This is a genomic window from Streptococcus sp. 29896 (genome assembly GCF_032594915.1).
Taxonomy (GTDB): domain Bacteria; phylum Bacillota; class Bacilli; order Lactobacillales; family Streptococcaceae; genus Streptococcus; species Streptococcus suivaginalis.
In genome coordinates this window covers 1,311,831-1,326,047 of record NZ_CP118733.1, presented here as the reverse complement: position 1 = coordinate 1,326,047, position 14,217 = coordinate 1,311,831, and the positions used below count along the sequence as shown (strand labels likewise).

Here is a 14,217-nt window from a genome sequence, read left to right as displayed (position 1 = left end):
GAGCGCGAAGTTGCTCTATTCTCAAAGCTTAAATGTGATTTGTCTGCCTGAGTTGTCAAAAAGTGCTTGGCGGATGCTAGCCAGTAACGCTTGTGGCTGGTCTGTTAAGATGGAATGCCCTGCATCAAAAAACTGCAAAGTAGCCTGAGAAAGGTAGTGGGCAGTTAGGTAGGCAGATTCCAGACTAACGACATCATCTGATGTGCCGTGCAAGATGTGGACAGGACAGGTAACCTGCTGAATCCTGTTGTTACCAGCCACAAATCCATTGTGCCGATTGGTCATGTTAAAGGTGAATAGCAAGAGGCAAATATCCGAATAATTGCGCTGTTGACAGGCAGCTTCCATGTAGAGTCTAAAATCTTCATCCGAAATGGGAGTGTTTTGATACAAGGGGGAGAGGATCTTTCTCATCAAGGATTCTTGACCTGATTTTAAGGCATATTCAATCCGTTGTAAGACAGGATTCCACTTGGCTAAGGCTGGGTTTGTGTTGGCCAAAATCGGTAAAATATTAAACGACACAAGCCTGGATTTGCTAGGTGGCAGGTAGCCTTGTACACCAACTGAAGATAATAAGAACAGACGCTGAATGGCAGTTGGACGGCTGGCAGCCATTTCAAGTGCAACTCCTCCACCTGTGGACCAGCCAAGAATGGAGTAGGCTGAAATGGACAAGGCATCCATCAATTCGAGCAAGTCTTCTGCCAAGTCCTGTAGGGCATGGAGGGACTTGTGATAACTAGATCGTCCAAACCCCCGCATATCGACGGCAATCAATTGGCATTCCTGCTCGAGAGCTTTCATCAAGTGTTGGAAATGGGTAGATGAACTAAGATTGCCATGGATAAGAAGGAGGTAGGGACCTGTGGATCCGGCTGTACGATAGGCGATTCTTTCGCCATTTGATAGATCATGATAGTGATATGGATAGTGCTTCATAATTGTACCTTTCCCACACATTATACACAAAGATAGTCGAAAATCAAACCAAAGAAAAAGGAGTAAGAAGATGTCAAAAGTATTTGAAATTGGACAATCAGCTAGTTTTTCTAAGACAGTTACAGAGACAGATGTGGTCTTATTTGCAGGGATTTCGGGTGATTTAAACCCTGCTCACACCAACGAGGTTGAAGCATCACAAGGGATGTTTAAGAAGCGAATTGCTCATGGTATGTTAGGAGCATCCTTTATTTCGACAGTATTGGGGATGTATTTACCGGGTCCTGGCACTATCTATCTGGGCCAAGACCTCCGTTTCCTGAAGCCAGTTGCGATTGGTGATACTCTTACGGCGACTGCTCGCATTAGCGCCATTGATGAAAAAGGATGGCTGACTTTAGACACCCTTGTCACCAACCAAGACGGGCAAAAAGTCATTGCTGGAGTCGCCCAAGTTATCCCTCCTAAATAAGGCTCTAATAGTTTATAAGACTTACTATAATAAGTTCTAATAGACCAAGTATTGAAATCACCCCCTAGCTATGATAAGCTTGTGATAGATTTTACATTCGAGGAGGAACACACATGAATCGTGTAACAGAATTGTTGGGCATTCAGTACCCAGTATTTCAAGGGGCTATGGCCCAAATTTCACGCCATCAATTGGTGAGTGCCGTTTCCAATGCAGGTGGTCTGGGGATTCTTGCCTCAGGTGGTCTGACTGCTGAGGAAGTGCGTGAAGAGATTCGCTTAACCAAGGCCTTAACTGACAAACCCTTTGCCGTCAACTTGATGCTCATGATGGATAATGTAGCAGAAATTGTCGAAGTGTTGATCGAAGAAGGTGTTAAGGTTGTCACTACAGGAGCAGGGACTCCTAAACCCTATATGCCACGGTTAAAGGAAGCGGGTGTCATTGTCATCCCCGTCATTCCATCAGTCAAACTAGCGCAAAAAATGCAAGAGTTGGGTTGCGACGCTGTCGTTGCCGAAGGGATGGAAGCAGGGGGCCACATTGGGGAGATGACCAGTATGCCTTTGACCCGTCAGGTGGTTGCCAATGTCGATATTCCTGTTATCTGTGCAGGCGGTGTTGCCGATGGCCATGGACTAGTAGCCGCTTATGCTCTTGGAGCTGAAGGTGTGCAAATGGGGACTATCTTCCTAGCAGCCAAAGAGTGCCCAATTCCAGATAGCTACAAACAAGCAGTTCTGGATGCGGTGGATACATCGACGGTTGTGACTGGCCGCAAGTTTGGTGCGCCTGTACGCTGTATTCGAAATGATTTGACAACCAAGTATTTGGAGCTAGAAAGCCAGGATATTTCACGTCATGAGTTAGAGAAAATAACCATGGGAGCCTTGTCCAAGGCGGTCAAAGAGGGCGATGTGAAAAATGGCTCCCTTATGGCAGGCCAGATTGCTGGCTTGGTCAAAGAAATCAAACCGACAAAAGCCATTATCGAAGACCTGTTTGCCGAAGCCAAACAAGTCTTAGCAGGTTTATCTATCTAAGAAGCCACCAATTTTATCTACCGAACAGGGTTTGTCCCTGTTCTTTTTAATTTCACAAAGACGAAAAATCCTTTTCAAAATTTGGAGAAATAGACCTAAATCAAAAGGAATAAACCGTTTGGGATAGTTTGTGAAATATTATTAGACAAACTAATAGTTTTATCAATTTTTATTAAGTAGATTTTTATGTAATTTCGATATATGATGGTAGTGTCAACAAAATGTAAACGCTTCACAAATATTTTTTAAAAGGAGTCTTACAATGTCAGTAAAAGAATTAGCTAAAGAGTTGTATCCAGAAGATTTGTTTGGTTATGCGGAAAAATTAACCGAAGGCGAATTAAAGGTCTTGAAACACTTACGTCAAGAGATGGAAACACGCATCCGTCCAGTCTTGATTGATAGCTATGAAAAAGCATTGTTACCACGTGAAGAAATCCTTGGAGCTTTCGCTGCAGCGAAAATCATGACCCATCCTGACCTCTTCGTTGGTCGTGAAGGATCTTGGAAAGCTGGTGAGCTCTACAATGCTTTCCTTTATTTGGAAATGGCACGCTTTGATCCATCAGTAGCAACCTTCTATACTGTACACGGTGGCTTGGGCTACAACACTATTCTGATCGGTGGTAGTCCTGAGCAGATCGAACGCTTTGGTACACCAGTTCGTAACTTTGAAGCACAGACCTGTTTCGCCTTGACAGAGCCTGACCATGGTTCAGATATTGCAGGTGGTCTTGCAACAACAGCTGAGCGTAAAGGTGATGTCTGGGTATTGAACGGTGAAAAACGTTGGATTGGTGGTGCCAAGACAGCTGACTTCATTCCAGTCTTTGCTCGAGATGTGGAAAGCAAGAAAATCAAGTGCTTCATGGTGAAAAAAGGTAGCCCAGGCTTGTCTGTTGAAAACGTTGAGCATAAGATTGCCCTGCGTATTGTCAACAATGGGCATATTACTTTGAAGGATGTAGAAGTTCATGAAGATGACCGTTTGGTTAACATCAATGGCTATGGTGATGTGGCGAAAATCTTCGTTCGCACTCGAGCTGACGTTGCTTATATTGCCATGGGAACCGCAGCAGGTGCCTTCAATGCAGCCCTTCGTTTGACAACGACACGTGAGCAATTTGGCCGCAAACTGGGTGGTTTCCAATTGGTACAAGAAAAATTGGCACGTATGCAAGCAAATGTACAGGCAGCCATTGCCTACTCAGCACGTATTGCTGAAATCCAAGAGTCTGGTACAGAAGAGATGCTCAACTCATCATTGGCGAAGCTGCACAATTCCCTCCGCATGAGAGAAACGGTTGCCTTAGCGCGTGAAGTCTGTGGTGGTAATGGTATTACCTATGAAACAGAAGTGGCTCGTTTCTTCACAGATGCGGAAGCTATTTACACTTACGAAGGCACACACGAAATTAATGCCATGATTGTTGCCCGTGAACTCACTGGCATCGGTGCTTTCATCTAACCCTTGCTCTTCAAACCTCAGAAATCCCAGATGGTTCATTGCAATAGGCTGAACCGAGAACTATCTGGGGTTCTGATTTTGTAAGCAACTGGAAGTAGGGACCAGTTTCCTGCTTTCAAACAGCAAGATCCATGGCGATCTGATGAATGAGATAAGGAGAAAAAATGGAAATTACAAAAGTTATGGTCATTGGTTCAGGACAAATGGGAAGCGGTATTGCGCAAGTTTTTGCACAAGCAGGCTTCACCGTTTACCTCAATGACATTAAAATGGAATTTGTTGAACGCGGCTTAGCAGGTATTAAAAAGCAATTTGACCGGGCGGTTGACAAGGAAAGAATGACCCAGGATGAAGCAGACCAAGCGATGGCACGCTTGATTCCTTCAGTTGATTATGCAGATGCAAAAGGTGTGCAGTTGGTGATTGAAGCAGCAACTGAAAATCGGGATATCAAACTTAGCATCTTTAAGCAGTTGGATGAGCTAACTCCTCCAGAAACTATCTTGGCATCCAACACCTCTTCCTTGTCTATAACGGATATTGCAGCAGCAACTGGTCGTCCTGATAAGGTTTTGGGGATGCATTTCTTCAACCCAGCACCTTTGATGAAACTAGTTGAAGTCATCCGTGCCATTCAAACCTCACCAGAAACAGCTGCTGTGGTGGAGGAAGTGACTGCAAAAATCAATAAAACAGCAGTTCGAGTGGCCGATTCTTATGGATTTGTTGTCAACCGTATCTTGATTCCAATGGTCAACGAAGCAGTTTTTGTCTTAGGAGAAGGTGTGGCAACAGCAGAAGAAATTGATACGGCTATGAAATTAGGGGCCAACCATCCAATTGGTCCGCTTGCCTTGGCTGATTTGATTGGTTTGGATGTGGTTCTTGCCATTATGAATGTCCTCAGTACAGGCTTCAATGATCCAAAATATCGTCCTGCACCGCTCCTTAAAAAGATGGTAGAATCTGGTAAGCTTGGTCGTAAGACAGGCGAAGGATTCTTCAAGTATTAAGAAGGAGGAGAGAAGATGAAAGAAGCTGTTATTGTTGCGGCTGTTCGGACACCGATTGGCAGTTACGGAGGCTCTTTAAAAGATGTTCCAGCTGTTGATTTAGGTGTGACAGTAGTCAAAGCTGCCTTAGAAAAAATTCAACTCTCACCAGATATGGTAGATGAACTGATTTTTGGGAATGTCTTGAGTGCTGGTTTGGGGCAAAACGTCGCCCGTCAAATCAGTGTGAAGGCAGGTATTCCAATATCAACCCCTTCTTACACCATCAATAAGGTCTGTGGTTCTGGTCTAAAAACCATCCAATTAGCTGCCCAGGCTGTTCTCCTTGGAGATGCAGATGTTGTCATTGCAGGTGGTGCTGAAAACATGAGCCAGGCAGCCTATGTTCTACAAAATCAACGTTGGGGTTCGCGGATGGGGCATAGTAAGGTTTTAGATACCATGCTCGTGGATGGCTTGACAGATGCCTTTGAACCGATTCATATGGGCATTACTGCTGAAAATGTAGCAGCCAAATACGGCATCAGCCGTGAACAACAAGATGCATTTGCAGTTGCATCCCAAGAAAAAGCCATGGCAGCAATCAAAGCAGGAAAATTTAAAGATGAGATTGTGCCAGTGAGCATTCCGCAACGCAAAGGCGATCCAATCCTATTTGACACTGATGAATACCCACGTGAAAATGCCAGCTTAGAAGGCATGGCCAAACTTCGTCCAGCTTTCAAGAAGGATGGAACGGTTACAGCCGGAAATGCTTCTGGTATCAATGATGGGGCAGCTGCTGTCGTTGTGATGAGCAGTGAAAAGGCTGCAGAGCTTGGTTTGCCAGTCCTAGCAACGATTAAGTCCTATGCTAGCGCAGGTTTGGAACCAGAGCTGATGGGCTGCGGTCCAATCTATGCCAGCCGAAAAGCCTTGGAAAAAGCTGGTCTGACTGTTGCCGATTTAGACTTGGTGGAATCCAATGAAGCCTTTGCGGCACAAGCATGTGCAGTTAACAAAGACCTAGACCTCAATACGGATATTGTCAATGTAAATGGAGGTGCCATTGCCCTAGGCCATCCAATCGGAGCGTCAGGAGCCCGCATCTTTGTGACCCTTCTCCATGAAATGCAAAAACGTGATGCCAAATGTGGACTTGCGACCCTCTGTATCGGTGGAGGTATGGGAACAGCAGTCATTGTCACACGTTGAGTCAAGAAAAGGAGATGGTAGAATGAAAAAAACACCAAACCGTTGGTTGATTTTGGCAGCAGCTATTTTAACCAACCTATCTCTTGGCGCTGGCTATGCCTGGTCGGTATTCCAAAAAGCTCTTTTGGAAGCCAATGTTGACCAGGGATGGGTCCAAGCCCAAACATCTCTAGCCTTTAGTATCTCCTTTGCCATGGTACCAATTGGTATGATTATCTTTGGACCAAAGGTAGATGCCCTAGGCCCTAAAAAGTTTGTCTTCCTCGGAGGAATTCTCTTTGGACTTGGGATGTTTGCGACTGGTTTCGCAACATCCTTGCCAGTCCTTTATCTGACCTATGGTCTGGTACTTGGTTTAGGTATCGGTGCCGCTTATGGTGCCGCAACATCTGTGGCGACCAAATGGTTCCCAGATAAAAAAGGTCTGGCTGGTGGTTTGACAGCAGCAGGCTTTGGTCTTGGACCCCTCATTATCGGTCCTGTTGCCAAAAGTATGATTGCAGCAATGGGTGTTTACCGGACCTTCAATGTTCTGGGAATTGCCTTGCTCGTGATTATCTGCGCTTCCTCCTTGGTCATGGAAAAAGCACCAGCGGCTGCACCAGTAGAGGGTGCACCAGCACCGACAGGTAAGACCCACAAGGAAATGCTACGTGAAGGAAACTTCTGGTTGCTCTGGGTTATTTACATCTTAGGAGCAACTGGAGGTATGATGATTATCGGATCTGCAGCTTCTATTTCTGACCAATACAAGTTGGTCGGAGAGGCGACTTTCTTTGTCATGTTGGTATCCATTGCCAACACCTTTGGTCGAATTTTTTGGGGAGCTGTTTCAGATAAAATTGGTCGCTACCCAACAGTTGTTGCCATGTTTGCGGCAGTAGCGGGAGGCCTCTTTTTGACAGCGACCTTTAAAGGTGAAGGCAGTGTCCTAGCCATTGTAGGTGTCATGTTGGTTGCCCTGTCCTTCGGTGGATTCCTGGGCTCCTTCCCAGGTATCACGGCAGAAAACTGGGGAGTTGCGAATGTCGGTACCAACTATGGCTGGATGTTTACAGCCTACGGTGTTGCAGCCATTGCTGGTCCACAACTAGGTGCCCGCCTGGCTCAAGCCAATAATGGTGATTATTCAATGGCCTTCTATATTGTTATTGGAATGGCCTTGCTGGGTATTGTGTTGCAACTATTCTATATTTCTAAAACCAAGAAATAATGTCCTTTGGTAAACCTCTTCTGGAGGTATCAGATTTTCTTCTGATACCTCTTTTTTTGTAGGGAAATGACTAGTTTATCTATAAGCTAGTCTTATATTTCTATTAAAAATTCTTAAGTAGACGAGACAACAAAATATTATTATACTGAAAATGTAAGCGTTTAACATTTTGTCATCTGAATGATTGCATTGTTGACACCTGAGCAATCGTTCAACTAACAAACTAGGAGAAAGTCTATGAACAAAACTGTATTGTTAGAGGTGAAGGACAAGATTGGTTATATTACTATCAATCGTCCAGAAGCTCTAAATGCACTCAGCTCACAAGTTCTCAAGGACTTGAATGAGGTATTGGATACTGTCGAAGCAAGTCAGGAAATCCAGGTTGTTATTGTCACAGGTGCAGGTGAAAAATCATTTGTTGCTGGTGCAGATATCAAGGAAATGGATACAATGACGCCAACTGAAGCTTTTGAATACATGACCTATGCCAATGATACCTTCTCCAAACTCGCCAATCTCCGTCAACCATCTATCGCTGCCATCAATGGCTATGCCTTGGGTGGGGGAATGGAACTGGCACTTTCAACTGATATTCGCCTAGGGCATGAGAAAATCTTGCTTGGATTTCCTGAGGTGACACTTGGCATCATTCCAGGATTTGCAGGTACCCAACGGATGTCACGCTTGATTGGTGCAAGCAAGGCAAAAGAACTGATTTTAACAGCACGAAACGTGAAGGCGGATGAAGCCCTTTCTTTGGGAATTATCAACCATTTGGTGCCCGTTGATCAGTTACTAGAAGAAGCTGAAAAGTTGGCGAAGAGCATTTTAAAAAATGCGCCACTTGCTGTCGAAAAAGCAAAACATGTCATCACAGTTGGTGTGGAACTTCCGTTGCAACATGCCATTCGTTTAGAAACGGAAGCAGAAGCACTCTTGTTCTCTACTGAGGATAAGGTGGAAGGCATGCGAGCCTTTGTCGAAAAACGAAAAGCTGTCTTTAACAAGAAATAAACCGACTGACGAGGAGAAGAAAATGGCAAAAATTGTAACGTTGAAAGAAGCCGTATCCTTGATTCAACCTGGTCAAATCGTGGGAATCTCAGGATTCTTGGGAGTTGGTGAACCGTTTGAATTGATTGAAGGATTGGTTGCCCAAGGGACCAAAGACTTAACCTTGACCTCTGTTGTGACCTCACACCCAGGTAAGGAAGTTGGAGTTGGTCGCTTATGTGAAAATCACCAAGTTAAAAAATATATTGCAGCCCATGTTGGAACCTCACCTGGCGCTCAAAAAGCTTACTTCAGTGGTGAAATGGAAGTAGAATTCACACCGATGGGAACGGTTGTGGAACGCCTGCACGCTGCCGGTGCCGGACTGGGAGCAGTCTTGACTCCAACAGGTGTAGGAACAATCTTAGAAGAAAACCAAGAAAAAGTTGTCCGCAATGGCCGTGAGTACCTGGTTTATGATCCTTTGAAAATTGATGTAGCCTTGATTAAAGCGACCAAGGCTGATGCCTATGGCAACCTGTACATCGATGGAACAACTAAAAATATCTCCCTTCAGCTAGCACTTGCAGCAGATACTGTCATTGTTGAAACCAATGAAATTGTAGAAGTTGGAGATATCAGACCAGATGATATTTACATCCCTGGAATTTTGGTTGATTATGTTGTACAAGGCTTGTCTGCCCAAGAGCACCATGAAATGATGGGAGCTCTTTGGACAGAAACGAAGAAATTAGCAGAGGTGTAATAAGATGAAAGCTAAAGAAATAATTGCACGCCGTGTTGCCTTAGAATTTCACGATGGCGATGTTGTCAATCTTGGCTTTGGGATTCCAAACGCATCTGCAGACTTTATTCCAGATGGCGTGAATGTAGTCTTGCAAGCTGAAAATGGTGCGCTCCGCTTTGGACCAACACCAGGCAAGCATAACTACCATCCAAATACAGCCAACTCCGGAGGTGCACCAATTACCTTGATGCCGGGGGCTTCAACATTCGATATTCAAACCTCATTTGCGATTATTCGCGGAGGTCACGTTGATGCAACAGTATTGGGTGCCTTAGAAGTTAGCCAGGATGCTAGCATTGCCAACTGGATTATACCAGGCAAGTTTGCTCCAGGTATGGGTGGAGCCATGGACCTCTTAGTCGGGGCAAAACGAGTGATCGTTGCTCTCCAACATACCGATAAAACTGGCGAATCAAAAATTTTGAAAGAATGCTCTCTTCCACTTTCAGCCAAGGGTGTGGTATCGATGGTCATTACTGACCTAGCTGTCTTTGAATTCCAAGACGGTAAATACCTTTTGAAAGAAGTCGCACCAGGTGTGACAGTAGAAGAAGTTATCGCTAAAACAGCCGGCGATGTTATCGTTGACAAAGATGTAAAAACTATGCCAATCTAACTACTAGAGTGGCCAACCAGTCCGCAATCTGTTTTTGAAGAAAGTGCAATGGGGACAGTACTGCTATCAGATTGCAGACTAAACGGAAATACAGCATACAGAGGGGGGAGCTTGGAAGAAAAAAACTGGGCTCCACTCTGTCTTTTAAGCAATAAAAAAGCAGCTATTGAAAGTTTTTGCAAATGGCTGAAAAGTCAAAATGGTTTATTGTGTTTTAAAAAAATGGTAAAATGAAAGCGAAAACATAATAGATTAATATAGTTTTAATTGGGTAGTGTTTGTCTGAAAATGAATGGATTTGTAAGTGAAGGAGGACATTATGGGCATGGATATTGTACAGATGGGCTATTTTATTACCATAGTTGAGTGTCGGTGCAACCTGTCTTTGGCTGCCAAGAAAATTCATATCAGTCAGTCTGCCTTGAGTCAGTTTATCACTCAATTTGAGACCAACGAGGGCATCCAACTTTTTCATCGAAAGAATGGCCGATTGGAACGCTTGACCGAGGCGGGGGAGCTGGTTTTTCAGTATTCTACCGAAATTCTTTCTCGCTATGATGAGATGCTGGCGATGATTTCACGCGAATCTGCTAAGCAGCACGGGACTATCCGTTTAGGGGTTCCTTCCCTCATTTTACGTGTTTATTTTTCCACGATTTTACCAGACTTCTTGCTCAAGCATCCGGACATCAATATTCAAATTAGCGAGGGAGGGGGCATTGAATTGCTCCGAAAATTTGTTGAAGGAGAACTCAATTTTGCCCTCTTGATTGAGCCAACCAAGTTGGATCCGAAAAAGTATGAACAGCATATCATTCAAATGGATGAATATGTAGCATTTATGGACAAGGACCATGAGTTGGCCCAGAAAGACCTTCTCGAGTGGAAGGATATTCAGCCATACCCTATTGCAACCTTTAATAAAAGTTTTACAACCTATCATGCCATTACTGAAAAGATGAAAAAGGAAAAGACCAAGTTGAAGTTGACCTACCTGTCATCTTCTTGGGACTATCTTGTAGAAGCAACCTATGGCAATGAAATCATCAGCATCCTACCACGACCAGTGGCTGAATTGATTGATAGAGACCGATTCACCGTTGTGCATTTTAGGGACTATATTCCATTTAATATTTGGCTCTGTCGGCCTTATAAACACAAGTTAGGAGAAGTTGAATCCTTCGTTTATGAAGAGTTTTTGAAACTCTATTACTCGCCTGTAACCGAAAAGAATGGGGATGACTATGTTGTTTGACCAAGAACGCATTGACAAGATTCAAAAATTCATCCAAGAGCAGGTTATCGGAAAGGCTCGCTACTACGATATCAACGAACGTTTCCCAGAGCGCTTATGGGCCTATCTGAGCCAAGAACTTGGTATTTTTGACCTCTTGGTGACCTATCCTGATCGGGCAGTTGGTTTTCGGACTTTTTTGGAAATCATCCGCCAACTCTCTTTAGAGTTTGCTTCCTTAGCAAGCATTGCCTATACACAGGGAATTTACGGGATTTCTTTGCTCAACCGTTTTGGAAGTCCTGAGCAAAAGCAAGCCTATTTAGCTGATTTGGTCAGCTGTCAAAAAATGGGTGTCTTTGCTTTTTCTGAAAAAGACATAGATTTGGAGCGGGAATTACCTTCCACTATCGCCCGTCAAGTGGACGATGGCTGGGTGATTTCAGGAGTCAAGCACAAGATTGCCAACGCCAGTCTTGCAGATGTGGTCTTTGTTCTTGCAAAAACCATAGATACCTATGGTAAAAAAGGGACTGGGATTTTTATTGTTGACAGGCAACAAAAAGGGGTCACAGTTGGTGAGTCAGTAGAAAAGATAGGCTTACGAGCTATGCCTTTGGCACCCATGTCTTTTGAAGGAGTCCGTCTTCCTTCCAATAGCTTGTTAGGGGGAGTGGAAGCAGGTCTGCAACAATGGCAGGCGACCCTGATGGACATGTGGGGGGCGATTGCAGCCCAATCCCTTGGGATTGCAGAAGGAGTCCACCAAAAGGGGATCACCTGTAGTCAACTCAAGCGCAATTTTGGCAAACGCCCTATTGATGTTACTATCAACCAGATCAAGTTTGCAGAAATTGAGACTAAGCTAGCAGCCTGTAAGGCCTACTATCAAGAATACCTCCGCAGTGACATGCAGGAAAAACGAGCCATTTTGATTCTGAAAGTCCTGACTTCTGAAACAGCAAGATCCCTGTCGGAAGAAGTCATTCGCATTACAGGTTCCTATCATTTTTTGGCTGAAAATGACATCGAGCGTTATGTTAGGGATGCCGAAGTTGCCAGTACCTATGGGGGGACCAATGATGGAATGCGGCGCAAGATTGCCCAAAAATGGCTGTGATAGTCGAAGGGAAAATCACTATGTTACAAACCTATACTTTTGGAGAAATGCGGCTCACCTGGTTGAGGGGAGCTGATAAATATACTGATGCAGGAACCTTGTTCGGCCCTGTTCCGAAAGCTGTCTGGTCGCGTTTTTATCCGACGACAGAAGATGGCTTGATGGCAGATGTGACAGATCCTATTTTGATTGCATATAGGGGCAAGCACTATCTGATTGACACCAGTTTGGGAACGGAGAAACTAGATGCCAAACTGCGGAGAAATTTGGGAGTCCTGTCCGAGAATCGGGTACTTGAGAGCCTAGCCTGTCTCGGATTGGGTCCTGAGCAAATTGATGTTGTCATGATGACCCATATGCACAATGATCACGCTGGCGGCTTGACGCGTTTGGTGGATGGACAGCTCGTGCCAACCTTTCCAAATGCGGTGATTTATATCAATGAGATCGAATGGGAAGAAGTTCGTCATCCCAATCCTCGCACTAGGGCAACCTATTTGCGGGAAAATTGGGAAGCCATTCAAGACCAGGTGCAAACTTTTGGAGAAAGTTTTACAGTCACGGACGGTATTGAAATGCATCGAACTGGAGGACATAGCAATGGTCATTGCTTAATTCTGCTCAAGCAAGCTGGAGAGACTATCATCCATATGGCAGATACAATCTTGACCCATGTCCACCGCAATCCGCTCTGGGTTGCTGCTGTGGATGACTATCCTATGGATTCGATTGCTGCTAAGCAAAAATGGGTGACAGAAGCCTACGAGAATGGGTATACCTTCCTTTTCTATCACGATCCCTTCTATGCTCTGTTGAAGTTTGATTCGACAGGTCAGGAAGTTGTCGCATGTTTGGAGCGATTTAGAAAGCCTCTGGTACCATTTACGGATAAGCAGGACAAGCGTCTAGAAGTTCCAGACCACGCCAAACTCCCAATTGTCACATTGGGTTAATCCAACCTCTTCTCATCACCTAGTGTCCAACTAGGTGATTTTTCGTGGTATAATAGACAATGAAGAGGATATTATGACAGTACTGAAACAGATTGAAAAACTTAGAAAAGAAATACTGGGGCCCCTTACCGTCCTGACCGGAGAAGATGTGGGGCAATACCAAATAGCCAAAGATGCTTTGCTGGAGCAAATTGGATTTGATGTGGCGGATTTGACCTATGCATATTTTGATATGTCAGAGGCAGACTATAGTCAGGTAGATATGGACTTGGTTTCCCTGCCCTTTTTTGCAGATGAAAAGGTCGTGATTTTAGATTACTTTGCAGATCTGACAACAGATAAGAAGCGTTATTTGAGCGACGAAGAGTTGAAACAGTTCGAACAGTATTTGGAAAATCCGGTGGAGACAACTCGTTTGGTCATTCTAGCAGGGGGAAAGCTGGACAGTAAGCGCCGTTTGGTCAAACTTCTCAAACGAGACGGTCTTGTTTTGGAAGCCCAACCCCTTAAGGAAGCAGATATTCGGCAACATTTCCAACAAGAAGTGGGGCGTTTGGGTTTACAAATGGAGCCGAGGGCATTTGACCACCTCTTGCTAAAATCCAATTTTGACTTTGCAGAATTGACCAAAAACCTAGCTTTCTTGCTGTCCTATAAGGGACAGCAAGTTATCCGGCAAGAAGATGTGGACTTGGCCATCCCCAAGACCCTTCAGGACAATGTCTTTGATCTGAGTCAGCTAGTTCTTAGAGGTGAGATGGATCAAGCTGCTAGTTTGGTTAAGGATTTGCGGTTGCAAGGTGAGGAAGAAATTAAGTTGATTGCTATTCTTCTAAACCAATTTCGCATGTTTCTTCAAGTACGTTTATTACAGGCGCAAGGACGGAGTGAGCAACAGATTGTGGCGGATTTATCGGACATATTGGGGCGTAAGGTTAATCCTTACCAAGTCAAGTTTGCTCTCAGAGATTCACGGAATTTGTCCATCGGATTTTTGAAAAAAGTGCTGACCTTGTTGATTGAAACCGACTTTCAAATCAAAACGGGACAGAACGACAAGGACTACCTTTTTGATATCACCCTCCTAAAATTAGCCAGTCTAGATCGATAGAATTCGGACAAATAAATTGAAAAGGCTCTCACAT

At 44.4% G+C, this 14,217-nt stretch carries 14 protein-coding genes; 13 read left to right on the top strand and 1 reads right to left on the bottom strand.

The window, feature by feature from the left end; genetic code table 11:
- Nucleotides 1–21: 21 nt before the first annotated feature.
- Entirely contained in the window at nt 22–942 is a 921-nt protein-coding gene (locus tag PXH68_RS06195) for an alpha/beta fold hydrolase (protein WP_248028487.1), read from the bottom strand.
- 70 nt (nt 943–1,012) lie between these two features.
- On the opposite strand from PXH68_RS06195, the gene PXH68_RS06190 reads away from it, so the two are divergent.
- The 13 genes from PXH68_RS06190 to holA all read left to right on the top strand — a co-directional run bounded on the left by PXH68_RS06190 (nt 1,013) and on the right by holA (nt 14,183).
- Entirely contained in the window at nt 1,013–1,414 is a 402-nt protein-coding gene (locus tag PXH68_RS06190; RefSeq protein ID WP_205031319.1) for a MaoC family dehydratase, read from the top strand.
- A gap of 113 nt (nt 1,415–1,527) precedes the next feature.
- A complete protein-coding gene (locus PXH68_RS06185; RefSeq protein WP_172044277.1) occupies nt 1,528–2,457 on the top strand; it encodes a nitronate monooxygenase in 930 nt (309 codons plus the stop codon).
- A 262-nt stretch (nt 2,458–2,719) separates the two neighbouring features.
- On the top strand, nt 2,720–3,925 hold the full coding sequence (gene fadE / locus PXH68_RS06180; protein ID WP_248028486.1) for an acyl-CoA dehydrogenase FadE: 1,206 nt from the start codon (nt 2,720–2,722) through the stop codon (nt 3,923–3,925).
- 164 nt (nt 3,926–4,089) lie between these two features.
- Entirely contained in the window at nt 4,090–4,938 is an 849-nt protein-coding gene (locus PXH68_RS06175) for a 3-hydroxybutyryl-CoA dehydrogenase (protein ID WP_248028485.1), read from the top strand.
- 15 nt (nt 4,939–4,953) lie between these two features.
- On the top strand, nt 4,954–6,132 hold the full coding sequence (locus PXH68_RS06170; protein ID WP_205031317.1) for an acetyl-CoA C-acetyltransferase: 1,179 nt from the start codon (nt 4,954–4,956) through the stop codon (nt 6,130–6,132).
- A gap of 22 nt (nt 6,133–6,154) precedes the next feature.
- Nucleotides 6,155–7,345, top strand: coding sequence for an L-lactate MFS transporter (locus PXH68_RS06165; RefSeq protein ID WP_158457169.1), 1,191 nt, complete (start codon nt 6,155–6,157; stop codon nt 7,343–7,345).
- Between the two features lie 237 nt (nt 7,346–7,582).
- Nucleotides 7,583–8,362, top strand: a complete 780-nt coding sequence (locus tag PXH68_RS06160) for an enoyl-CoA hydratase/isomerase family protein (protein WP_158457167.1) — start codon at nt 7,583–7,585, stop codon at nt 8,360–8,362.
- 22 nt (nt 8,363–8,384) lie between these two features.
- Nucleotides 8,385–9,107: a CoA transferase subunit A gene (locus PXH68_RS06155; RefSeq protein WP_158457165.1), complete on the top strand. Its 723-nt coding sequence runs from the start codon at nt 8,385–8,387 to the stop codon at nt 9,105–9,107.
- Between the two features lie 4 nt (nt 9,108–9,111).
- A complete protein-coding gene (locus PXH68_RS06150; RefSeq protein WP_158457163.1) occupies nt 9,112–9,765 on the top strand; it encodes a 3-oxoacid CoA-transferase subunit B in 654 nt (217 codons plus the stop codon).
- 325 nt (nt 9,766–10,090) lie between these two features.
- Nucleotides 10,091–11,020, top strand: coding sequence for a LysR family transcriptional regulator (locus PXH68_RS06145; protein WP_158457208.1), 930 nt, complete (start codon nt 10,091–10,093; stop codon nt 11,018–11,020).
- Nucleotides 11,010–12,119 (top strand): acyl-CoA dehydrogenase family protein, encoded by a 1,110-nt coding sequence (locus tag PXH68_RS06140; RefSeq protein WP_205031315.1) that lies wholly within the window; start codon nt 11,010–11,012, stop codon nt 12,117–12,119. The genes PXH68_RS06145 and PXH68_RS06140 overlap by 11 nt, the downstream gene beginning before the upstream one ends.
- A 20-nt stretch (nt 12,120–12,139) precedes the next feature.
- A complete protein-coding gene (locus PXH68_RS06135; RefSeq protein ID WP_248028484.1) occupies nt 12,140–13,072 on the top strand; it encodes an MBL fold metallo-hydrolase in 933 nt (310 codons plus the stop codon).
- Between the two features lie 73 nt (nt 13,073–13,145).
- Nucleotides 13,146–14,183, top strand: a complete 1,038-nt coding sequence (gene holA, locus PXH68_RS06130; RefSeq protein WP_248028483.1) for a DNA polymerase III subunit delta — start codon at nt 13,146–13,148, stop codon at nt 14,181–14,183.
- Nucleotides 14,184–14,217 lie beyond the last annotated feature (34 nt).